The organism is Aquabacter albus (assembly GCF_040049275.1).
GTDB lineage: Bacteria > Pseudomonadota > Alphaproteobacteria > Rhizobiales > Xanthobacteraceae > Aquabacter.
On sequence record NZ_JBDZDT010000023.1, the window covers coordinates 1 to 21,693 of the forward strand.

At 62.8% G+C, this 21,693-nt stretch carries 15 protein-coding genes and 4 pseudogenes; 9 read left to right on the top strand and 10 right to left on the bottom strand.

The genetic code is table 11. The features are described 5' to 3' along the window. Positions 1-736 precede the first annotated feature (736 nt). Positions 737-2,659 carry a hypothetical protein gene (locus ABLE91_RS28385; RefSeq protein WP_348935917.1) on the top strand — a complete coding sequence of 641 codons (1,923 nt, stop codon included), beginning with the start codon at positions 737-739 and terminating at the stop codon, positions 2,657-2,659. A gap of 217 nt (positions 2,660-2,876) precedes the next feature. On the opposite strand, the gene ABLE91_RS28390 is transcribed toward ABLE91_RS28385, so the two are convergent. Continuing rightward, complete coding sequence (locus ABLE91_RS28390; protein WP_348935918.1) at positions 2,877-3,227, bottom strand: metallophosphoesterase family protein; 351 nt, start codon at positions 3,225-3,227, stop codon at positions 2,877-2,879. Between the two features lie 554 nt (positions 3,228-3,781). On the opposite strand from ABLE91_RS28390, the gene ABLE91_RS28395 reads away from it, so the two are divergent. Continuing rightward, positions 3,782-4,996, top strand: coding sequence for an MFS transporter (locus ABLE91_RS28395; protein WP_348935919.1), 1,215 nt, complete (start codon positions 3,782-3,784; stop codon positions 4,994-4,996). A 245-nt stretch (positions 4,997-5,241) separates the two neighbouring features. Here ABLE91_RS28395 and ABLE91_RS28400 read toward each other — a convergent pair whose 3' ends face one another. From ABLE91_RS28400 to katE, 5 genes are all read right to left on the bottom strand, one after another. Further along, positions 5,242-5,457: a hypothetical protein gene (locus tag ABLE91_RS28400; protein ID WP_348935920.1), complete on the bottom strand. Its 216-nt coding sequence runs from the start codon at positions 5,455-5,457 to the stop codon at positions 5,242-5,244. A gap of 2 nt (positions 5,458-5,459) precedes the next feature. Continuing rightward, positions 5,460-5,930 (bottom strand): hypothetical protein, encoded by a 471-nt coding sequence (locus ABLE91_RS28405; RefSeq protein ID WP_348935921.1) that lies wholly within the window; start codon positions 5,928-5,930, stop codon positions 5,460-5,462. Between the two features lie 247 nt (positions 5,931-6,177). Further along, complete coding sequence (locus tag ABLE91_RS28410) at positions 6,178-7,470, bottom strand: T3SS effector HopA1 family protein (RefSeq protein WP_348935922.1); 1,293 nt, start codon at positions 7,468-7,470, stop codon at positions 6,178-6,180. A 204-nt stretch (positions 7,471-7,674) separates the two neighbouring features. Then, the gene (locus tag ABLE91_RS28415; protein WP_348935923.1) at positions 7,675-8,427 is read right to left on the bottom strand and encodes an SDR family NAD(P)-dependent oxidoreductase; all 753 of its coding nucleotides are present in this window, start codon (positions 8,425-8,427) and stop codon (positions 7,675-7,677) included. A 97-nt stretch (positions 8,428-8,524) separates the two neighbouring features. Continuing rightward, positions 8,525-10,645, bottom strand: a complete 2,121-nt coding sequence (gene katE, locus ABLE91_RS28420) for a catalase (protein ID WP_348935924.1) — start codon at positions 10,643-10,645, stop codon at positions 8,525-8,527. A 386-nt stretch (positions 10,646-11,031) separates the two neighbouring features. Here katE and ABLE91_RS28425 point away from each other — a divergent pair. Then, positions 11,032-11,115 (top strand): annotated as a pseudogene (locus ABLE91_RS28425) (DUF892 family protein); the annotation flags it as partial. A 70-nt stretch (positions 11,116-11,185) separates the two neighbouring features. Here ABLE91_RS28425 and istB read toward each other — a convergent pair. Next, positions 11,186-11,980, bottom strand: coding sequence for an IS21-like element helper ATPase IstB (gene istB / locus ABLE91_RS28430; RefSeq protein WP_310203164.1), 795 nt, complete (start codon positions 11,978-11,980; stop codon positions 11,186-11,188). Next, positions 11,970-13,498, bottom strand: a pseudogene (gene istA, locus ABLE91_RS28435) (IS21 family transposase). Before istA ends, istB begins: the two are co-directional and overlap by 11 nt. A 114-nt stretch (positions 13,499-13,612) precedes the next feature. Between istA and ABLE91_RS28440 the strand changes: the two are divergent. The 4 genes and pseudogenes from ABLE91_RS28440 to ABLE91_RS28455 all read left to right on the top strand — a co-directional run. Next, a pseudogene (locus tag ABLE91_RS28440) lies at positions 13,613-13,762 on the top strand (CGNR zinc finger domain-containing protein); the annotation flags it as partial. Between the two features lie 87 nt (positions 13,763-13,849). Continuing rightward, positions 13,850-15,016, top strand: a complete 1,167-nt coding sequence (locus ABLE91_RS28445) for an acyl-CoA dehydrogenase family protein (protein ID WP_348935931.1) — start codon at positions 13,850-13,852, stop codon at positions 15,014-15,016. A 32-nt stretch (positions 15,017-15,048) separates the two neighbouring features. Further along, on the top strand, positions 15,049-15,756 hold the full coding sequence (locus ABLE91_RS28450; protein WP_348935925.1) for a PIG-L deacetylase family protein: 708 nt from the start codon (positions 15,049-15,051) through the stop codon (positions 15,754-15,756). After that, positions 15,753-16,337: a class I SAM-dependent DNA methyltransferase gene (locus tag ABLE91_RS28455; RefSeq protein ID WP_348935926.1), complete on the top strand. Its 585-nt coding sequence runs from the start codon at positions 15,753-15,755 to the stop codon at positions 16,335-16,337. Before ABLE91_RS28450 ends, ABLE91_RS28455 begins: the two co-directional genes overlap by 4 nt. Here the strand turns inward: ABLE91_RS28455 and ABLE91_RS28460 are convergent. Both ABLE91_RS28460 and ABLE91_RS28465 read right to left on the bottom strand, forming a co-directional pair. Next, positions 16,307-17,407 carry a glycosyltransferase family 2 protein gene (locus ABLE91_RS28460; RefSeq protein ID WP_348935927.1) on the bottom strand — a complete coding sequence of 367 codons (1,101 nt, stop codon included), beginning with the start codon at positions 17,405-17,407 and terminating at the stop codon, positions 16,307-16,309. The genes ABLE91_RS28455 and ABLE91_RS28460 overlap by 31 nt on opposite strands. Before the next feature lie 87 nt (positions 17,408-17,494). Next, positions 17,495-17,953 (bottom strand): aldo-keto reductase family protein, encoded by a 459-nt coding sequence (locus ABLE91_RS28465; RefSeq protein WP_348935928.1) that lies wholly within the window; start codon positions 17,951-17,953, stop codon positions 17,495-17,497. Positions 17,954-18,022: 69 nt separating this feature from the next. Here ABLE91_RS28465 and ABLE91_RS28470 point away from each other — a divergent pair. Both ABLE91_RS28470 and ABLE91_RS28475 read left to right on the top strand, forming a co-directional pair. After that, positions 18,023-19,795, top strand: a pseudogene (locus ABLE91_RS28470) (alpha-amylase family protein). A gap of 542 nt (positions 19,796-20,337) precedes the next feature. Beyond that, entirely contained in the window at positions 20,338-21,363 is a 1,026-nt protein-coding gene (locus ABLE91_RS28475; RefSeq protein ID WP_348935929.1) for a class I SAM-dependent methyltransferase, read from the top strand. Positions 21,364-21,693 lie beyond the last annotated feature (330 nt).

Genomic DNA, 21,693 nt, shown 5'->3' on the forward strand with positions numbered 1-21,693 from the left:
GCCCCGGTCCTTCACCAATCTTACAGCCTCAAGCTTGAACTCGCGGCTGAACCTCCGTCGTTGCATTCCAGCTCTCCAGTCCCGTTGAACACCTTATCTCGGTGTCCACGAAACCGGCAGCAGGCCATTGGATCGAAACGGGCTTTCTCAAAGCCTCGCCGCGATGCTGCCGCGCAGCCTTAGCCATTCGACCGGCAAGCGTGGACCGACGCCTAGATGATGTCGCGCGTGCCTCGAAGATGTCCGCTACCAGGAGCGCCACACCGGGATGGGGGCGAGCAGCGCCCCTCGTGCCCGCGATTATGCCGCTGTCCTATGAGAAATGCGCAGACGACAACAGCCCATTGCATACCACTGGATCTCATTGATCCAAAAAGTGTGCTTTCACAATATGTGTTCGCAAGTATGATTTCACCCCTGCGGTTCGCTGACGGAGAATGACAGGTGAGACCGCCAATGGCGGATAGAATTCCGAAATTGAGCTCCCATGAATGCGCATTCTCACTGTCGAAGAACGAAGCGGAACGATTCAAAGTCTATGGGGCGCGCAGCAATTCCAGCGGACCAGCGAACCGGTACTCCTTGCTCTCCAACCCGCTGGGTAATCTCCTTCCCCGGCTGCCATTCCAGGCGGCAACGCAGCGGTCTTCACCCGTCGGCGCCGAGGCTTTGCGGGGCGTCTAACTGATTGCCGAATGAGCACGATTGCTCGGAAGAATTCACGAAGAGAACTGCCATGGCTCAAGGATTGCAAACGTTGCCGGATAATTATGTTATGGGGTCGCTCACGTCCGACAGCGATTTCACCTACTCCCTGCAGCAGAGTCTGCAGGAAACCAATCCGATCTACACCGTAACGGGTGGTCACTATCGCGCATCTACGGCACAAGACGATCTCATTTTCGTGCAGGACGACGGCATTCATTGGCGTTCATTCGACGCAGCCACCGGAGTTTTTAATGGTTCTGTTTTCATCTCTAACCCAAACGATATCGAGTATATTGCGACGGCCGATCTGAATAATGACGGCTTTGGTGACTTGGTCGGGATCAACCCGACGCCCGGGACGCTTTACGATCGATTTACTGGTACGATTGAATCGCCTCCGACGTTGACGATCAGTGCCTTCCTTGCCAATCCGGGGGTCACCAACACCATTCCCTTTGATAGCTCCGAGGTGAATGCTAGCACTATTCCTGTCAATGCCGCATTCGGCGAGACGGTCTCCATGGGCGACTTCGCGATTGCCGACTTCAATCACGACGGCAATCTCGACATCATCGTGAGTGGGATAGCCGTTACGCCGCAGTCGGACGCAGACGAAACCATAGAGAATAGCCAGGGCGTCTACGCCATCGGTCTTGGGAACGGTGAAGGAGCATTCACTTTTCAGCCGTTGCAGAAGACAGCATCGCTTTTCGAGTTTATCCCGGGTGATAACGTCCTCCCTCGTGTCACGGCTGCCGACTTCAATAATGACGGCTACGTCGACGTTGTCTTTGGCTATCGTGAAGAGAATGATCTTCTTACGACGGCCGAAACGAACGCCTATCTGGTCTGGGGCGATGCAACGTCCAGCTCCAATTCGCCCATCCTGAATATGGATTCATCCAATATCTATTTTGATGGAGACAACTGGAACTCGCCGCAAGATGTGCTTGCGGTCTGGGGGTATGCGGGCGCGAACGAGTACCAACTCGTTATCGCCGGCAACTCCTCCACCCACATTGCGTGGTTCAACAACGACAAGACACTGTTTTCGGATACGGAGATCAGTGGCACGCCGCGTGGTCCGCTTGGCACGGCGCTCGACTACAACCTCGATGGCCAGGCCGATATCATGTTCAGCGATGGTAACAGCTCGACCATCCTGATCGACTACCCATGGCCCACGCCTGGCGAAAGCGACGAGGCCGTCCAGTATGGCAACATGACGCTCGGCACCGATATCAAGAATGCGGCGGGACTGGATTTCAACGGCGACGGCAGGCCGGACTGGTTCGGCTCTTACAGCGACAACCACCTCTACGCCTATGTCAACCAGACGGTGGCGGGCAGCAGCGACGTCGCAATCGACCTGAAGGAAGGCATCAGGGTGGGGCCCGGGGCGATCAACGGCGTTGCCGCAAGGGCTATGACGGGAACGGATTTCGCCCTGTCTGTGGTTGGTGGACGGGCCGGCTACGACAATGCGCTCGGCTGGTTTGAAGTGCGCGCAGACGGCACTTTTGGCGATGCACATTTTCTGGATATCGGCAGCGGACCGAACGAGATCGATGGTCTGGCAGAGGGCAGCCGCCTCGCGCTGTTCTTGGTTGCGAACGGGGCGGCGCTGAATGAGGACTTAACCGGCAGCTTTCGTTTCGTCGACGCTGGAACAGGTGACGCCGCGCGCCTCGGCGCCTCCACTCCGATGCTCGTCAGTGTCGAGCGGGACGGAGAGAGCGTGATGGGGAACATCTTCCACACCGCCGACGCAAACGCCTTCGACATGCTCAATCCGCTCAATGCGGGGGGCGGAATGCAGTCCCTCTCGCGAATCGATGCCGATGGCAGCCTGCAGATCGCCTTCGAGGATGAACTGCTCACCTCTGGCGATGCCGACTTCAATGACTTGATCGTGCGTGTGACACCGCACGATTCCCTGTTCTGGGTGTGACTGCTTCCAACCGGCTTAGCGTGCCTTGGCAGAGCGAACTCGGGCGTCTGCAAGATGGCGGAAGCGCCATCGCTTGTCCTTGAAGTGTTTCCGCCTTGAAGAAGCATGGGCTGCCGCGCATTCGGGACGCGAAGGGTCGCTGTCCGGCCAAGTCATCAGGTTGCCGGCACCACAGGGGACGGTGGCGCAGAGCGCCACCCTCACCCGCCTCCGACGTTCACCCTCCATCAATCTCGACCTCCTGGAAGCGTTCGAGCGCCGGCGTCGGGATGTGTGACCCCGTTGCGCGCACGTGGTCGTGGTTGCCGGGCATCAACCACCACGTCACCGGCGCGCGCGCCATGCGCGACATCGCCTGCATCACGATCCGGTCGCCGGGCTCGGCATTGTCGAAAACGTCTCCCGCCACGAGGGCGTGCGCCGCGCCGGCCGCCGCCGAAGCGGCGGCGATGCGGTCGATGGCATCGAGCCGCGCCTCCGCCAGCGCCGCGCGCACCTCCTGGGGGAAGCGTCCGAACGGCTTCCCCAGCTGCCAGTCCGCGGTGTGGATGATCTTGATCGTCGCCACGATTCCCCCTCGCCGGCTCACCGCCGCGCGGGGCTTTTCTTTTTCAGCGCCACAGCCGCGGCACTATCCAGACCAGCCCGCCGCAACATGCGAGCGTGAGCGCCGTGACAGCGACATAGCCATGCTCGTGTCGGAGCTAGCTGTGAAATGAGTGAACTCAGCAGACTCAGAACAGCCTGACACAACGGAGCACATCAGGTGACTGATTGTGCTCTCAAAACCGCGATGATTGCGGTCCCACTTTCGATTTTGACGCGGAGGATCTTCCATAATCCAGTGCCAGTCGCCGGCTTCAACCCGGCGCCAGGAGCAGTCGCCAGCCCATTATCGCAAAGCGGACGTCCACTCGCCCCACAGTCCCTTCCCGAGACACGTGTGGGCGCTCACGCTCATACCCAGGCGGAAAGCGGGAAGGGAGCACACGCGAAAGGTGGTCGACATAGGGCGATTGCAAGCGCAAATGCGCGTAGAGGAGCGGGCACGACATGCTGAAGGGTCCGCAAACGGCTGCATCGGTGCGCCGCACAGCCTCTTTGTAGAAGGTAGTTTGTGGCGTGAGCACCATATTGACCACCGAGCAGAACCTAGCGGCGGCGCTTCGCCTGGAACGCGGCAACGTTTTGAGGCTCTCCATTGGCCAGGCCCTCGCAGGCATCAACGCCACCGTCGTCTTTGCCACCGGAGCCATCGTCGGGCACACACTGGCACCGAACACGGCGCTCGCGACGCTGCCCATCTCCATCTTCGTCGTGGGCATGGCATTCTGCACCCTGCCCGCCGGCGCCATCGCTCAGCGCCATGGTCGCCGTTCCGTGTTCATGCTGGGAGCAGGCTGCGGGGTCCTCGCCGGGCTCCTTGCATCCCTCGCCGTCATATATGCGGCCTTCTCGCTGTTCTGCGTCGCGACCTTCTTTGCCGGTGTTTATGCGGCGGTCGTCTTGACCTTTCGGTTTGCCGCCACCGACTGCGCGGCCCCGGAGCGGCGGCCCCGTGCTTTGTCGGCCGTGATGGCGGGCGGAGTGTTCGCGGGCGTGCTGGGGCCTCAGCTCGTCACCTATACGATGAACCTCTCGGCGCCCTATCTGTTTGCGGCCACCTATATCGGGCAGGCCGTGGTGGCAGGCGTCTCCGCCGTTATCCTGCTTGGGGTCAAGCTTCCCATGCCCAGTGTCGCCGAGCGGGAGGGTGGGCGGCCTTTGGGCGTCATCGTTCGGCAACCTCACTTCGTCCTCGCCGTGACATGCGGCGTCGTCTCCTATCTCCTGATGAACTTCCTCATGACGGCGGCGCCATTGGCCATGAGGCTTTGCGGCCACTCGCAGGAATCGGCGAATCTCGGCCTGCAATGGCACGTCATCGCCATGTACGGCCCGAGCTTCTGGACGGGCCGACTGATCAGCCGCTTCGGTGCACCCCGCGTGGTCGCCACCGGGCTCAGCCTCATCGGTGTGGCGGCCGTGGTCGGCCTGTTCGGCATCGAAATCGGGCATTTCTGGGCGATGCTGATCCTGCTCGGCGTGGGCTGGAACTTCGGCTTCGTGGGTGCATCGGCCATGGTGCTGCAATGCCATCGGCCAGAAGAGAAGGCCCGTGTTCAATCCTTCAACGATTTCGCCGTGTTCGGGACCATGGCTGTCGGCTCCTTCCTGTCTGGCGGACTATTGTCGGCCTTTGGCTGGAACACGCTTCTGGCGCTGGCCTTCGTCCCCCTCATCATCGCCGTTATCGCCTTGACCGCCGGACACCACACACTTGCGGCGCGCCTGTAAGGCGCATCTCCCCGATGCAGTGAACGCCGTCGGGGCTGACCTGATATGCCCGCTTGGGGCCAGTTGCGGACCTTGGCTCCGCTAATTGGACAGCGGACCTTCGGCTTCGCGCCCCAACATCGGTCGTTCAGCCGACCAGGATTTTAGCCCGGAATCTACCGATCGTTCGTCTATCTCGGCGAGGTGCTGGGAATGACCTACTTTGGGAACTGAGATGAACGATTCCGCTCACTTCCTGAACATGTTCATGCGGATGTCGTCATCGAAGAGGCTGCCTCGCCGCCACGACGAGGTCGGGCGCACATGAGCCGAAGCGGGTAGCCGCTCGCCGAGCCGCAGCCGCCGCACGTGATTTTCAGCCACCATCCCGAGATTTCGAGGATGCGCTGCCGTTCGAGTTCGGCCGTCAACTCTTGCGGGTCGGAGAAATCCGGGAAGGTGAGGTTGCCGCGGCGTTCCATGGCTATTGAAGCGGTGCGTCCAGCATCTCGCTGAGTTCGCCGGCGCTGATCTCTCCCCGGTCAACTAGGGCATTCGCTATCCGGTCTATGGCAGCTTTGCCGGCCTGCACGATCGCCTTTGCGGCGGTGCGCTGGATCTCCAGGAGTTCAGCGGCGGCATCCGCGTCGTTATCCGAAAGAGGTCTGGCGATCTCCGCATAGTGCGTTTCCACGTCCGCCTCGATGGTGCCGGCAAGGAGGGATTCCGCCTCTTCCCCCGCCATCTCGGCGATGCACCCGGCATTCGTGAAATACTCCGAGCCGACATACTCTGCGTTCGTTTCTTCGGCTTCCTCGCTGTTGAAGTGCGGGTCCAGGACGACTGTGCGGCCGGGACGATCAAGGCGGATGGTGGGCCACAACAGCATGTCCAGGTGCCAAGCAGCGACTACTCGGCCGGCCATATTGAGGGCTTCGTGCCGACGGTCGGTCATAGCAAGAGGGGCTCCTCATGCGGGCGCGAAGACGGGCTGAGGGACTGGGGTTGGGGGAGAGACCGCTCAGCCCTAACCCGGGGGCCGGGGAGACCCGAGGGCTACTGAAAGATACCATGGCGCAGGGGGCACCTAGTAGCGTCTTTGGGCTAACACGGTGATCCTGGTGGACCAGATCGACAAGGACATCGCCGCCGGCCAGCAGCGTCCGCCCCCTTCCCGCTTCGAGGGCGCCTCGGGACGGGGGTCAGTGCGCGAAGCCGTCCAGCTGCCTGCGATAGCCTTCGAAGGCGATGGCCACCCATTTGAGGAATGTCTCCTTATCGGAGCGGTATCGGTCCCGGGCGCACGCATTGCCATGGCTGACGGCATGCATCTGCGTGAGTGCGGCGGCGATTAGACCGGCGCGAATGGTGCCGTAGCTCTGGCGACTCTGCTCCCCGGGCCTCAAATCGCTGCTGTGGCTGAAGCCGATATCAAGCGGCCCCGGCTCGACGCCCTTGGAAATCCCGGTCGCGACCTTGATGGTCATGGCCGGCACAGGGTCCTTGAACCCAAAGTCACATTTCTGCAAGTCCCCGGCGAGCCGGCCGCAGTGGCTCTGGCTGACATAGATAACCACCTTGTCCACCCGCGTGTGAAAGGCGCCGGGCCCCGCGATCTTGAAGGCGGAGATGGCATAGCTGTCGGAGATCTCCCACAGACGCCTCAAAAGGGCGCCGGCGGCATCAGCTTCGAAATTTAGATAGATCCGCCACAGCATCTCCCCCCGCCGCGCCTTGTTCGGACTATAGTATATAAAGGCAGTATTGTAATCTCCGTTGGCAATTAGCTTGGCATTTCCGGCCGGAATGTTCCCTCTATTTTGCAGATTATAGTAACGACCTTCTTTGTTTTTCATGCGGGCAGGGAGGCGCGCGGCCCAGGCCTCCATATCGACAATCGCGGGCTCGATATTCGCATTGTAGAGTCTGTAAATATCGTGAGCCAGATCGCGATAGGGGCGGTTACGGGAATTGTTCGCGGGATCGGGCCGCTCGCCTTCATCCAAAAATGCGAAGAGCGGTCCGCGTCTTTCCCACACCACATCCATGAAATCGAGATCCAACGGCCCGAGCACATCCGTGGGCCGGATCGATCGGAAGCGCTCGATTGTCTGGTTCAGGAGTTCCGACGGGATGAATTGCAGGATGTCGAGCAGCGTCCGCTGCAGGGCGGCGGACCGCGTGCGATCTCCCGCATACTGCTTGCGCAGTGTGGCCAGACCTTCGTAGGCCTCGCGCCGACGAGCTATGTCGACGTTGTGCTGCGTCGCCGCGCGGAAGACATCGACGACGGGATCATGAAAGGTCGCGTCATTCGTGACGGACTGCTCCGTGCCCGCCGTCGCGCGCAGATTGCTGAACGTCCGGGATAGGAAATTCGACGCAACGGAGAACAGGCCGGTGGCGGGGTCAAAGTTCAGCTTGGCCCCTGCCACGGTCCGGAGGGAAGCGAAGAATGCGATATTGCGCAAATACTCGTCCGCTGCGCGCGTCATCACCCATCTCCCCAGGACCTGGAACCAACACTTCTAGATCATTTCGCGCAGGGGGCACATGGCGAAGATTCAGTATTCGGGCCCGGATCGACAGGCCTGCATCTAGATTTTCACGACGCACGCCCCGCCGGTGGGCCCGCCGCCCGCCGCGCTCATGAGGATAATCTCGCCGGCGGCGAGCGGCTGCGCGCCGCCGGGTGATCTTCAGAACGGCTGCCGGATCAAGGCCGACAGCCCGGCACTCGTCATGGATCGTCGGCATAAAGCGCTCCTCAGTTGGAAGCCTGCCTTCTCGATAAGCTGTTTGGCGAGGGCCTTGGTATAGGCCACGATACCGGCCTTGGTCGTCGCATAGTCCAGCAGAATTGCAGAGGGCTGATAGGCCTGAATCGAGGCCGTCGTGATGACGGCGGCCCCAGTCGGAAGGTGTGGAACCGCTGCCTGGGCGATCCAGTGAAGTGCATAGAGGTTGGTCTTCATCGTCCTGCCGAAATCCTCCGTCGACAAGTCCTCGATCGTTTCGCGGCACTGTTGCCTGCCCGCGTTGATGACAAGGATGTCGATCCCGCCGAGGCCCGCTACCGCCTTTTCCACCATTTCCCGGCACCAGGCTTCATCCTTGATGTCGCCAGGAAGGGCGACGCCTTTTCGGCCTTCAGCCTCGACCAGGGCAATGACCTCCCTGGCATCGGCCTCTTCTTCCGGGAGATAGGAAATGGCCACGTCGGCGCCCTCCCGCGCGAAGGCGATCGCCGCCGCTCGTCCGATGCCGGAATCGCCCCCGGTCACGAGTGCTTTGCGGCCCTTCAGTCTGCCCGATCCGCGATAGCTTTCTTCACCATGATCAGGTTGAGGGCTCATCTTTCGGGCGAGGCCGGGGATCGCCTGAGGCTGCGCCGGGAAAGGCGGGGCGGGATACTGCTTGCGGGGGTCCTGAAGTTTCAGACGATCGGTCATGATTGCATCTCCTTTATCCGCCGGTCCTCGGACTTGACGGAGGCGACAGGCGTCGATCTCGGCGATGCCCAGATGGAGGCGGGCTTTCTTCGTTCCCTCAGAGCTTGACGGTCGCTTCGCGCGCCCACAGACGCAGTTTCCGGCAGCTCTCGATGAACCCTCCCACCGAGTTCGCGTCGTCGAGGATCATGAGGCCTTCATCGGCATCGGGCGCGACACCGGCCTTCGCAAGGAGCGGAAGGGCCACCGGAGTGAAGCCGATGAACTTGCAATGGGCGAAGGCGTCGGCCACGAAATCGCGCGCGGCTGCCTCGCTTGTGAGGCGTTCGGCCCCTTCCTCGGAAAGCAGCAGCGCCACCGCGTCGAAAAGGATGGACGGGCCACCGTCGATCATGTGCTTTGCCGGAAGGAGGGTACCGTCGGCGGTTTCTACGCCACCCACCTTGGGCGCGACCAGCTCCATTTTCGCCCCTTCCTTCTCAATGGCGGCCTGCAGCCTCTTCAGGAGCTTGCCGTCGCAGCCGTTGGTCACCAGCACGCCGACCTTGCGGCCGGCGAAGCTCGCCGGGCCGTTCCGGATGATGCTAAGGGCGGGAGAAGCCGGCAGGTCGTCCCGTGGTGTGATCGCCGCATCCGCAGGCGCGGGAAGTTCCTTGATCCCGAGCTTGTCGGCGACGGTGGCACCCAGAGCCTCATCGACGTTGAGAAGATGCGCGACCATCCGTTCGCGCAGGACCGGGTTCTCGCACTTGCTGAGTTCGAAGGTCAGGGCCATGGCAATGTGCTTCTGCTCGGGCGCCGTCTGGCTGTTGAAGAACTGCCGGGCCTGGCTGTAGTGGTCGGCGAAGCTCTCGGGGCGCAGGCGAACCTTCGGCGTGTCGATCTCCTCGGGGAACGAGCGGAAGCCGCGGACGGGGTCTTCGCGCGGACCCTCGCCGTGGGAGTTGGGCTGATAGTTCGTGCGGCCGACCGGATTGCGCATCGCCATGTGCCCGTCCTGCTGGAAATGGGCGAACGGGCACTTGGGGGCGTTGATCGGGATATGGGTGAAGTTAGGGCTGCCGAGGCGCTTCAGCTGGGTGTCGAGATAGGAGAAGTTGCGGCCCTGAAGCAGCGGATCGTTCGAGAAGTCGATGCCGGGCGGCACGTTCTGCGTCATGAAGGCGACCTGCTCGGTCTCGGCGAAGAAATTGTCCGGCATCCGGTCGAGCACGAGCCGTCCCACGGGGATCGGCTTGATGATCTCCTCGGGGATAAGCTTGGTGGGGTCGAGCACGTCGAAATCGAAGCTGTCGGCGAAGTCCTGGTCGAACAGCTGAACGCGCAGCTCCCATTCCGGGAAATTGCCGGACTGGATGGCATCCCAGAGATCGCGGCGGTGGAAGTCCGGGTCGGCGCCGTTGATCTTCACCGCCTCGTTCCACACCACCGATTGCAGGCCGAGCTTCGGCTTCCAGATGAACTTGACGAAGGTCGACTCGTCCCTGGCATTGAGGAAGCGGAAGGTGTGGACGCCGAAGCCCTCCATGAAGCGGAAGGAGCGCGGAATGGCCCGGTCCGACATGACCCACATGATCATGTGCATGGATTCTGGGGTCAGAGAAATGAAGTCCCAGAAATTGGCGTGGGCGGACTGGGCCTGCGGGAAGCCGCGGTCCGGCTCCGGCTTCACCGAATGGATCACGTCCGGGAACTTGATCGCATCCTGGATGAAGAAGACTGGGATGTTGTTGCCGACGAGATCCCAGTTGCCCTCCTGGGTATAGATCTTCACCGCAAAACCGCGCACATCGCGCGCGAGGTCGGCTGAGCCCTCCGAACCAGCGACGGTGGAGAAGCGCACAAAGGCGGGGGTCTTCTCTCCGGCCCGCTGGAAGAGGTCTGCACGCGTATATTCTGCGAGCGACTTGTAGGTCTCGAAATAGCCGTGCGCGCCATAGCCGCGGGCGTGCACGACGCGCTCGGGAATGCGCTCATGGTCGAAATGGAAGATCTTCTCCCGGAGATGGAAATCCTCGATCAGGCTGGGTCCGCGCGCCCCGATCTTGAGGGTGTTCTGGTCATCGGCGACGGGGCCGCCCTGCGCCGTGGTCAGCGTCGGCGTGTCGCCTTCTGCGATCTGATGCAGTTCACCGCCGTTGCTCCGTAACAAGGTCTGGTCGTGGATGCGTGCCGTCGCTTGGTCGCTGGGCGGTGCTTTCGTTGCTTTCCTGGCCATCTGACGTGCTCCCTGAAGCGTGTCTGTGACTGTGATGAAGCGGGGCTATCGCGGGCCACCTTTCCGCGGCATCCGAGGCCACAGGTGGCAAGAGATGGAAGTGGAACCGGAGATTGTGCGAAGCGTTAAAAGCGAGCCGATGTGGCGGTCGTCCTCGATCGCGGGATCCTCTACCTGATCGCAGCGTCTGTCCCCTTTGGCATGCCAGGTGAATGCTCGCACGTTCGCCCGCTCCGACTTGCGCAATCAGTAAACGATGGATGGTGGGATCGGTTCCAAAACTGAAGCAATAGATTTTCGAATCTATTCGGTCGGATTACATCCGGTGATCGAGAATCCGCGCTTGATAACTTATTAGACTATCTCGGTGACCAATGGAGATAAAAATGGCTGAGAAGAACCTCGAATCCTTGTTTCACGATACCCTGAAGGACATTTACTATGCCGAGCGCAAGATCCTGAAGGCGCTTTGTTGATTTCCGTCGAGAAGCGACCCTGGATTTCCACTGAGAAGTGACCCGGGCTGATGGTGGTGTTGGGTCAGGTGGCGGTCAAGTTTCGCGGCTTCTCCCTGGTCGGTTTGGGTGGCTTTGCCGAGCTGCTCTTGAAGCGGAAGCTGTCATTGCCGGTCTCGAGGATATGGCAGTGGTGGGTGAGCCGGTCGAGCAGGGCCGTGGTCATCTTGGCATCGCCGAAGACGGTGGCCCATTCGGAGAAGCTGAGATTGGTGGTGATGACCACGCTGGTGCGCTCGTAGAGCTTGCTCAGCAGGTGGAACAGCAAGGCGCCGCCCGAGGTGCTGAACGGCAGGTAGCCGAGCTCATCGAGGATGACGAGATCGGCGTGGACGAGCCGGCCGGCGATCTGGCCGGCCTTTCCCTGGGCCTTTTCCTGTTCGAGGGCGTTGACGAGCTCGACGGTGGAGAAGAAGCGGACCCGCCTGTGATGATGCTCGACGGCGTGGACGCCGAGAGCCGTGGCGATGTGGGTCTTGCCGGTGCCGGGACCGCCGACCAGGACGACGTTGTGCGCGTCATCAAGGAACTCGCAGCGATGGAGCTGGCGCACGAGCGCCTCGTTGACCTCGCTGCTGGCGAAGTCGAAGCCGGCGAGGTCGCGATAGGCCGGGAAGCGCGCGGCCTTGAGCTGGTAGGCGGTCGATCGCACCTCCCGTTCGGCAGTCTCGGCCTTCAGGAGTTGCGAGAGGATCGGCATGGCGGTCTCGAAGGCGGGAGACCCCTGTTCGGTAAGTTCGGCGACGGCTTGCGCCATGCCGTGCATCTTGAGGCTTCTCAGCATGATGACGAGGGCTCCGCTGGCCGGATCATGACGCATGGCGTGTCTCCCTGGCTCGGCGAAGGGCGTCATAGCGTTCCACATTGGCCTGGGGCTCGGTGGTCAGTGTAAGGGCGGCAGGAGCTGGAATCGTTGGCGTGCTCAGAGGCGAGCCGTCGATCAGCCGGTGCAGCAGGTTGAGGATGTGGGTCTTGGTCGGCACGCCGGCCTTGAGGGCGAGTTCGACGGCCGTGAGCACGACCTGCTCATCATGCTGGAGGACCAGGGACAGGATCTCCACCATCTCGCGGTCACCGCCAGGCCGTTTAAGCAGGTGCTGCTGCAAGGACCGGAACGCCGGCGGCATCTCGGCGAAGGGCGCACCGTTGCGCAGGGCGCCGGGCTTGCGCTGGACCACGGCCAGATAATGGCGCCAGCGTAGACGGTCCGGCTCTGGCGATCATGGGAGCGAGCAAACACCCTATGATGCTCGCAGATCGCCTGCCCCTCGGCGACGACGATGATCCGGTCGGGATAGACCCGCAGGCTCACCGGGCGGTTGGCGAAGGAGGCCGGCACGCTGTAGCGATTGCGCTCGAGATGGACAAGGCAGGTCGGGGAAACGCGCTTGGCGTGCTCGACGAAGCCGTCGAACGGCCGCGGCATCGGCATCAGGTGGCGGATCTCCTCGGCCCACACATCGGCGATCGAGCCGGGTTGCGCGCCGTGCTCGATTTGTGTCCACAGCTCCCGGCACCGGGTCTCCAGCCACTCGTTCAAGGCTTCCAGCGAGGGGACGTTCGGCAGGGGTTGCCAGAGCCGATGACGGGCATCCTGTACGTTTTTCTCGATCTGCCCCTTCTCCCAACCGGAAGCCGGATTGCAGAACTCCGCCTCGAACAGGAAGTGGCTGACCATGGCCGAGAAGCGGATGTTGACCTGGCGCTCCTTGCCCCGGCCGACCTTGTCGACGGCCGTCTTCATGTTGTCGTAGATGCCCCGCCGCGGCACGCCGCCCAGCACCCGGAAGGCATGGTTATGGGCGTCGAACAGCATCTCGTGGGTCTGCAGCGGGTAGGCTCGAAGCGTGAAGGCGCGGCTGTAGGACAGCTTCACATGAGCGACCTGAAGCTTGGTGCGCTCGCCGGCGATGATCGCCCAGTCCTCCGACCAGTCGAACTGGAAGGCCTCTCCGGGCACAAAGGCCAGCGGCACGAAGGTGCCGCGGCCGCTGGTCTGCTGCTCGCGCAGCCGGGCCGCCTTCCAGTCGCGGGCAAAGGCCGCCACCCGATTGTACGACCCCTCATAGCCGAGGCTCGCCAGATCGGCGTGCAGCTGCTTGACCGTGCGCTTGTGCTTGCGCGACTTGCCGCTCTCGACCCGCAGCATCGCCGTGAGCTTGTCGGCATAGGAATCGAGCTTGCTCGGGCGGTCGGGGACGTGAACCCGGGGTTCGACGCTGTCCGCCCGCAGGTACTTGCGCACGGTGTTCCGCGAGAGGCCGCTGCGGCGGGATATCTCCCGGATCGAGCAACGATCCCGATGATGCCAGCGTCGGATGACGCTCAATAACTCCATGTAGATCACTCCGCTGTCCCCCGCGTGTGCCGCGTGAGACGTGGTGAAAACATGGGTCACTTCTCGATGGAAAAATCCCCGCCTGCCGGGTCAGATCTCAGTGGAAATCAACACACCCACGTGAAAGCGTGCGAGGGGCCGGCCTGCACCCTCCTCTTCGCCGACCATACGCGGGGCCACGCCCGACGCTGGTGCAGCATGGCGATCTGCGGCAACCGGGCGAAGCAGGCTGCCCACCGGCAACGACTCAAGTCGGGCCGCTGAGGAGAGGCCGCCGCATATTGGAACCGGGGCCTTCGGGGAGCGGTTTTCAACTTGCCGAGTTCTCCATTGGATGGCCACGCCTTGAATATGACCTCTCCTGCCGATCTCATCATTTGCGGCGCCGGCGGAATCCTGCGGCGGCGGGATCGACGTTTTCCCGCTTCGTTTGAGGCAGCAGACATTGCCTCGACCCTGGTCTTCGCCAGCGAAAATGCCGGCTCTCTTGATCGATCGGGTTCATTTCCGGAGAAAGAGCTTTCGCAGTTGGTCGCCATCGGCGCGGGGCTAAGCCTCGGCAGCTCAGGAGCGGATGCCAACCCATCTGACATCTCGGTTCTCCGGAACCTCCTCAGTTCGATTGGTTATGCGAGCCTGCCGGTCGGCCGCCTCTTTGAGGGCCATGTGAACGCGCTCATCCTTATCGGCCGATACGGAACGACCGAGCAGGCGCGGGTCGCTGCCAGCGACGCGGTGGAGGGGAGTATCTTCGGCGTCTGGAACACCGAAGGGGCCAACGGCCTGAGACTTTGCCCGGCTGATGGCGGTGATTTTCTCGAAGGGGCCAAGACATTCGCATCCGGAGCGGGCTTCATCGCGCGACCGCTGGTGACGGCGCGGCTCCCTGATGGCGAAAGCCAGATGGTGCTTCCACGCATTCCGCCGAAAGAGCTTTCGTCGCGCGCCGACCTGTTGGATTGGACCGCGACTGGGATGCGCGCCTCAGTGACGGGCACGTTCGATTTTTCCGGCCTGAAGGTCCTGGAGGGCGATCTCATCGGCAAGGCCGGGGACTATCAGCGCCAGCCGACCTTTTCCGCTGGTGCCTGGCGTTTTCTCGCTGTCCAGCTCGGTGGCATGGAACGGCTCTTCGATGAGGCTTGCGCCCATTTGAAGGGCATAGGGAGGCACGAGGATCCACACCAATTGGCCAGGATGGGCGAGGCGGCAATCGCTGTTGAGAGCGCACGCCTCTGGGTCTCCCAGGCGTCCGAGCGGGCGGAGATATCGCGGGACGAAGGCGCCGTCGCCTATGTGAATCTTGCGCGCTGCGCCGTGGAGCGGGCAGGGCTCGACGTGCTCGAGCACGTCAACAGGTCGGTTGGGCTCGCCGGCTTCCTCGCCCCCCATCCCGTCGAGCGGGTGAGCCGCGATCTTGCGACCTACCTGCGCCAACCGGGGCCAGACCGAGCCCTGACGGAGGGCGCGCGATATGTGCTCGTGAACAAGCGGCTCTCCCCGGATCCCCGGTCATGAGCAGGACAACGGCTGCCCGTGCCCGAGCCGCAATGGAGCATCTGCCGTTCCTTTCCTTCGAGGAGATCGGCGCACGAAGCATAGCGATCATTGCTCCCCATCCGGACGATGAGAGCCTCGGCTGCGGAGGGCTGATCCGAGCCGCGCGGGACCGGGGCGTGCCGGTCTGCATCATCATCCTGAGCGACGGCACGGGGTCCCATCCGGGGTCGCCATCCTACCCTCCGGAGCGATTGAAAACACTGCGGGAGACGGAGGCACGCCTTGCGGCCAGTGCGTTGGGCGTCCCTTCGGACAATGTGCATTTCCTGCGATTGCCGGACCGGTTCGTGCCGGGCGACGGCCCTGCCGCAGAGGCCGTGGTCGAGATACTGGTGAAGATCCTTCGCTTGACCGAGAGCGACTTCATTGCGGTGACCTGGGATGAAGATCCCCACTGCGACCACAAGGCGGCGGCGGCCCTTGCGCGTGCGGCGTGCGCCGCCCTGCCGGCGCGGCTCTTTGCCTACCCCATCTGGGGGCGGACACTTTCCCCCGACGCGCCGGTGACCGCAGTGACCCGCAAGGGTTTCCGCCTGAGGATTGACAACGAATTGCCCGCCAAGCGCGCCGCCATTTCCGCACACCTGTCCCAAACGACGGATCTGATCGCGGACGATCCCAACGGCTTCAGGCTGACGCCTGATCTCCTGGCCCTATTCGAGGTGCCGTATGAAATTTACGTGGAGCAGGGCGCGTGACGCGGCCAGCCGCCTCACTGCCGAGCGCCTATTTCGAGACGCTCTACAGCCGCAATCCGGATCCCTGGAATTTCGAGACGAGCGCTTATGAGCGCACGAAGTACCGAGCCACCTTGGCCGCCCTTCCGCATACGCGCTACGCCGCAGCGCTGGAAGTGGGATGTTCCATCGGCGTGCTGACCGAACTCCTGGCCCAGCGCTGCGATGATCTGCTGGCGGTGGACGCATCCGAGCGTGCGCTTGATCGAGCGATACGACGATGCCGGAGCCTGACACACATCCGGTTTGCCCAATGCCGGGTGCCGGATGAATGGCCACAGGAAGCGTTCGATCTCATCCTGCTTTCCGAGGTCATTTATTATCTTGATCGCGCGGATGTCTGCCGGCTGGCAGCGCGGGTAAAGACGTCTCTGCGTCAGGACGGACATGTGCTTCTGGTGCACTGGATCGGCGACACGGATTATCCCCTGAGCGGGGACGAGGCCTCCGAGCTTTTCATCGCGGAGATGAAGGACACGGCCCGGCAGGTGAAAGGCGGGCGTACGGATCGCTATCGCCTGGATTGCCTGGAAGCGGACTGATCCCAATGGGAGAGCATCATGTCCGCGGCCGCGATCTGCGGCCGTATCTCGCTGGGCCGCAAGGCGTGGGGCGCAAGCCTTGGGCTTGCGTCCTCCACATGCGCCCAGAAGCTGCCGAAGTGAGGCTCCTCCGCCCACTCGCCCGCTTCCTCGGGCAGCTGCAGCGCGGTGCGCCAGGACGCCTTCCTTCCGAGGTCGCCCCATCCATGCAGAAGCCGAAGACGGCGCCGCCAGGAGAAGCGGCGGGCCGCCAGTGCCACCGGCTCCAGCGAAGGATCGCTGGGCAGATCGGGGTCTTCGCAGCGCGCTCTCAGGGTATCGGCGGCGCCTCCCTGCGCGCGCCCCCTGAGACGGGCGGACGTGAGAACCACGATGTCCGGCGCATGGCGGATGAGGATGTCCTGCCGCTCCAGCGCCCGGGTCAAGGCGCGATCTTCGCCGCATGGGATATTGGGTAGTCCCCCGATGGCCCGGTAGGCGTCCAGTGTGACGGCATAGCTCGCGCCGGAGGCAGCCCGGTGGTTGGGCCATGGATCATGCGCCAGGGGGTCGAGCCGCGCCGCGAGCTTCGCGAGTCGTGCCTCATAGGCGTCTTCCAGCCCGACGCGACGGAGGAGTTTGGATGGCAAGCCTTCTTGCGCGTCAGTATCTAGGCGGGCGCGTCCTGCCACGGCCCGCGATCCATTCTTCAGGGCCTCCAGATTTCGCATCACCCAGTCGTTGGGAACCTGGCTGTCGGCATCCGTAGTCAGGAGCAGGCTGTCAGACTGGCCGGAACGCTCGATCCAGAGAGCAGCGATGTCCATCGCCAGGCGACGCGCGGTGCCCGCATTGGCCCGATCTGGCGACAACCGAACGTCCGAAAGCACGAACGGCACGCCGGCCCCGCAGAGGCAGGCTTCTGCCACAGCAACTGAGCAATCCGTGCAATTGTTGAAGAGGACTACGATGCCGAAGGTGAAGCTCGCGAGCGGATGCCCGCGGTGATCCCGCTGCCGGAGCAAGGCGTCCAGACATGAGCGGATTGCGGTTTCCTCGTCGCGAACGGGAATGGCGACCACGGCCTTCATCAATGGTGGCGGCGGGGGGATGCCGCCTGCCAGCCAAAGGAGTTGCTCTTGATGCTCTGCCACGCGCTCGATGCCCGGTTGGTCGCGTCACTGGAACGGGAAATTTTCCAAAGGGTTCCCACCGCCGGCGGCACGATGCTCGCATGTCACGCCGTTCGGCGTGGGGGCCTGGGCGTAGATCAACCCCTCCGCTTTCAGCTCGGCCCAGAAATCGACGGGAGTCCTTGTCTGCATGGAGGTGTAGTCCTCGACGATCTGCCCGGCACTTCCCGCGCCCACCACAGGTGCCGAGGCCACGTCCGCAGCGGCTGAGAATTGCAAGGCGGCCGTCCTCAGGTCGACCCCGTGCCGCCCGGCGACCTCTCGCAATTGCTCGCGCGTGGCGATGACGTCCGCCGGGATCTTGTAGTTGTCTGCACCATAGTTGAAGCGGGGACTGCCACTGATGAAGCCCGCATTGAGGGACGATGAGCCCTTCCCCGCGTATCTAGGCTGCTCCAGGCCATATGGCCGGACGGCCCGATGAAGGCTCTCGTTCGCGATCACCTTCCGCGGAACTCGCAGGTCTGCACGCGGTTGCCCCTGCTGTGTCGGGGGCACCGATGGAGCACACGGATGATCAACGACCTTTGGTACAAGAACGCCGTGCTCTATTCCCTTAATGTCGGGACCTTCATGGATTCCAACGGCGACGGGATCGGCGATTTCCCCGGCCTCATGCGCCGGCTGGACTATCTCCAGGGCCTCGGCGTCTCGGCGGTCTGGCTCGCGCCGTTCCAAGCCTCCCCGGGGCGGGACGACGGCTATGACATCTCCGACTATTACAGCGTCGATCCCCGCTACGGCACGCTGGGCGATTTTGTGGAGTTTACCCACGCCGCCAAGCAGCGCGGCATGCGGGTGCTTATCGACCTCGTGGTGAACCACACCTCGGACGAGCGCCCCTGGTTCAAGGACGCCTGCCGCGACCCCTTATCGCAATATCGCGACTGGTACGTCTGGTCGAAGACCAAGCCGAAGAACGCCTCGGAGGGCATGGTCTTCCCCGGCGTGCAGAAATCCACCTGGACCCGCAGCAAGCAGGCGGGCTGCTACTATTTTCACCGCTTCTACGATTTCCAGCCGGACCTAAACACACAGAACCCTTAAGTTGTGGCGGAGATCCTGAAGATCATGGGCTTCTGGATCGAGCTCGGTGTCTCCGGCTTCCGCATGGACGCGGTGCCCTTCGTCATCGCCGAGAAGGGCGCGGAGGTGACGAAGTCGAAGGAGCGCTTCGAACTGCTTCGCACTTTCCGGGAGTTCCTCCAGTGGCGACAGGGGGACTGCATCGTGCTCGCCGAGGCCAACGTGCTGCCGGAGGTCAATTTCGACTATTTCGGCGAGGACGGCGACCGCATGCACATGATGTTCAACTTCCAGGTCAACCAGGCCTCCTTCTATGCCCTGGCTTCCGGCGACACGGAGCCGCTGAAAATCGCCATGCAGGAGACCCGCGGCCGGCCTGCCACCGCCCAATGGGGCCAGTTCCTGCGCAATCACGACGAGCTGGATCTTGGCCGCCTGAGCGAGAAGGAACGCGCCAAGGTGTTCTCCGTCTTCGGTCCAAAGAAGGATATGCAGCTCTATGACCGGGGCATTCGCCGCCGCCTCGCGCCCATGCTGGAAGGGGACAGGGAGCGACTGGAGCTGGCCTATTCCATGATGTTCTCGCTGCCCGGCACGCCGGTGCTGCGCTATGGCGACGAGATCGCCATGGGCGATGATCTTTCCCTGCCGGAGCGCAACGGCGCGCGCACGCCCATGCAATGGTCGGCGGAACCCCAAGCAGGTTTCACCAGGGGCGACAAGCCGCTGCTGCCGGTGATCGCGAAGGGGCCTTACGGCTTTGCCCACGTGAACGTGGCTGAGCAGCGGCGCGAGCCCAATTCTTTCCTCAACTGGATGGAGCGCATGATCCGCATGCGCAAGGAGATGCCCGAGATCGGCTGGGGCGACTTCACCGTCCTGGAGACCGGCCATCCGTCGGTGCTCGCCATGCGCTATGACTGGCGCGACAACGCCGTCGTGCTGGTGCACAACTTCTCCCACGAGCCGCTGGAGATCGACCTGAAGGTGGGTCGGGAGGCCGAGGCGAACTCGCTCGTCGACGTGCGCTCCGACCACCATTCCACGGCGGGGAAGAACGGGCGGCATCGCCTGTGCATCGAGGGCTATGGCTATCGCTGGTATCGCGTGGGTGGCCTTGACTATCTGCTGAAGCGCAGCGACATCGGCATTCCCGAGGGCGACTGGGCGCGTGGCAAGCAGCGCCCGGCGAAGATCGGCGGTCCGGTCCCCGGCGCCGCCCCGGTGCGCAGGCGCCGGGCGGCGCATGGAGCGAAGTAGCCGTCGCACGCCTGCGTCTCTAGCTTGTTGCGAGCCAACTTGAGAGCAGCAGGCCAGGCAGACATGTCCAGATCACCACGATACAGGCGATGACAAGGAGAACATTCTTCTGCCTCCTGTCATGCCGGCGGCTAAGTGCAGTGCCGGTATCAAAGGATGTTAGCCACGCTTACCACCACCCCGGCAAAGGGCTCTAGCCCCACCTGTCGAGGCTGAGGGCATAGCCCATTTCGACGAACACCTGTCCGATGCGGGCGGTGAATGTCGGCGGTGAGCTGGTTGAAGAGACCGACGAAAAGACATGGGTACCACTCTCCTCGTCAGTTGGCCGGGCGTGACCCGGCGCTCATAACCCGAGGGGAAATCCAAGGCGCGCGCCGTCTTATAGCCGTATGGCAGAGAGCCATCTCCGGTGGACAGGCGATTAGCGAACGTCTGATCTGACACTTCATTGGGTCAGCTCTTGCTACCTCTGATGGAAGTGCGAAAGATCGGCGGAAGCGTCGAGAGTGCGCGAGCTTAGCGGGATAGCGGGTTGGACGATGCAAGCACCTGTCATGGAGGGCCACGGCTACTACAACGCTCATTCGGAGCTCCAGGCGCGCTCCGCCGCGGAGGCGGACGCCGTGCTGGAGCGGGCGCTCGCTGCTGTTGCAATCTCACCCGGTCTGCTCACCATCGCGGATTTCGGCTGCTCTCAGGGGCGCAACTCCATGCGTCCGCTGGCACTGATGCTGGACCGCCTGGCCGAACGCGCCGGACCCGGCCGGGACATGATGGTGGTCCATACCGACCTGCCGCAGTGCGACTTCACCTCGCTGTTCGTGACACTCGAGACCACGCCCAATAGCTATCGGCGCGGAAGGGACCATGTCTTCGCGTCTGTCGTCGGCCGCACCTTTTATGAGCAGCTGCTTCCGGCGGACAGCCTCACATTCGGTTGGTCAGCCTTCGCGCTTCACTGGATGAGCACGTTGCCGCTCGCCTTGGCCGTACACATTTGGCCAATCTTCGCGACGACGGACGAGGCCAGAGCGCTAGCAAAAGTGGCGGCGGCAGACTGGAAAAACTTCCTCGCTCATCGTGCCAGGGAACTTGTGCCGGGCGGTCAACTCGTGCTGGTGGTTGGCGCTGTGGATGCCGACGGCGCAAGCGGTCTGGAGCCGATGATGGATCTGGCGAACGGGGTGCTCAAGGCACTTGTCGACGAAGGCAAGATCGCCGCAGATACCTACGCTGCCATGACGATCCCGGCGCGACCACGCACGCGCGAAGAGTTCCGTGCGCCGTTCCAGAATGGCGAACTGCCGGATCTGGCGCTCGAGGAACTGGTGATCGGCGAGACCCCGAACGCCGCCATGCTGCGCTGGCAGCAGACTGGCGCCGATGCGGCATTCGCGGCCGACATAGCTGGCTTCTTCATTGCCGCTTTCGGGCCGTCGCTGTTCGGCGGAGACAAGCCAATGCGCGATCTTTTCGTCAGCCGGTTCACCGCGGCGATTGAGGTGGCGCCCGCCGAGATTGCGCGGCCCCTGGTTACGGCAACGATGAGGATCGCGCGACGCTGAAGCGAAGATGTAAGCATCTGAGATCCGGCGGGTCAGCAGACGCGCTTCATAGCTTTGTGGTGTGGATCTGGTGCATGCCGCACCACGACTGTCGATATAGTCATCCGCTGCGCTAGCGGCGTTTGATGACCGAATAGAATCCGCAGGGTGTCCTCATTATGGAACGTACCTCCTGATATATACGCCCGCTGGTCGTCAAACCTGTAAGCGTCCGGCCTGGGCCGCAGGCTGAGGGGATGAGCGAGGGCTCCTGGCTATCCTCGCTCAGGAGGCTTGGCGAGGATCGGCGTGGCCTCGGCACCAGTTCCACGGCAGCAGCTCGCGGAGCCG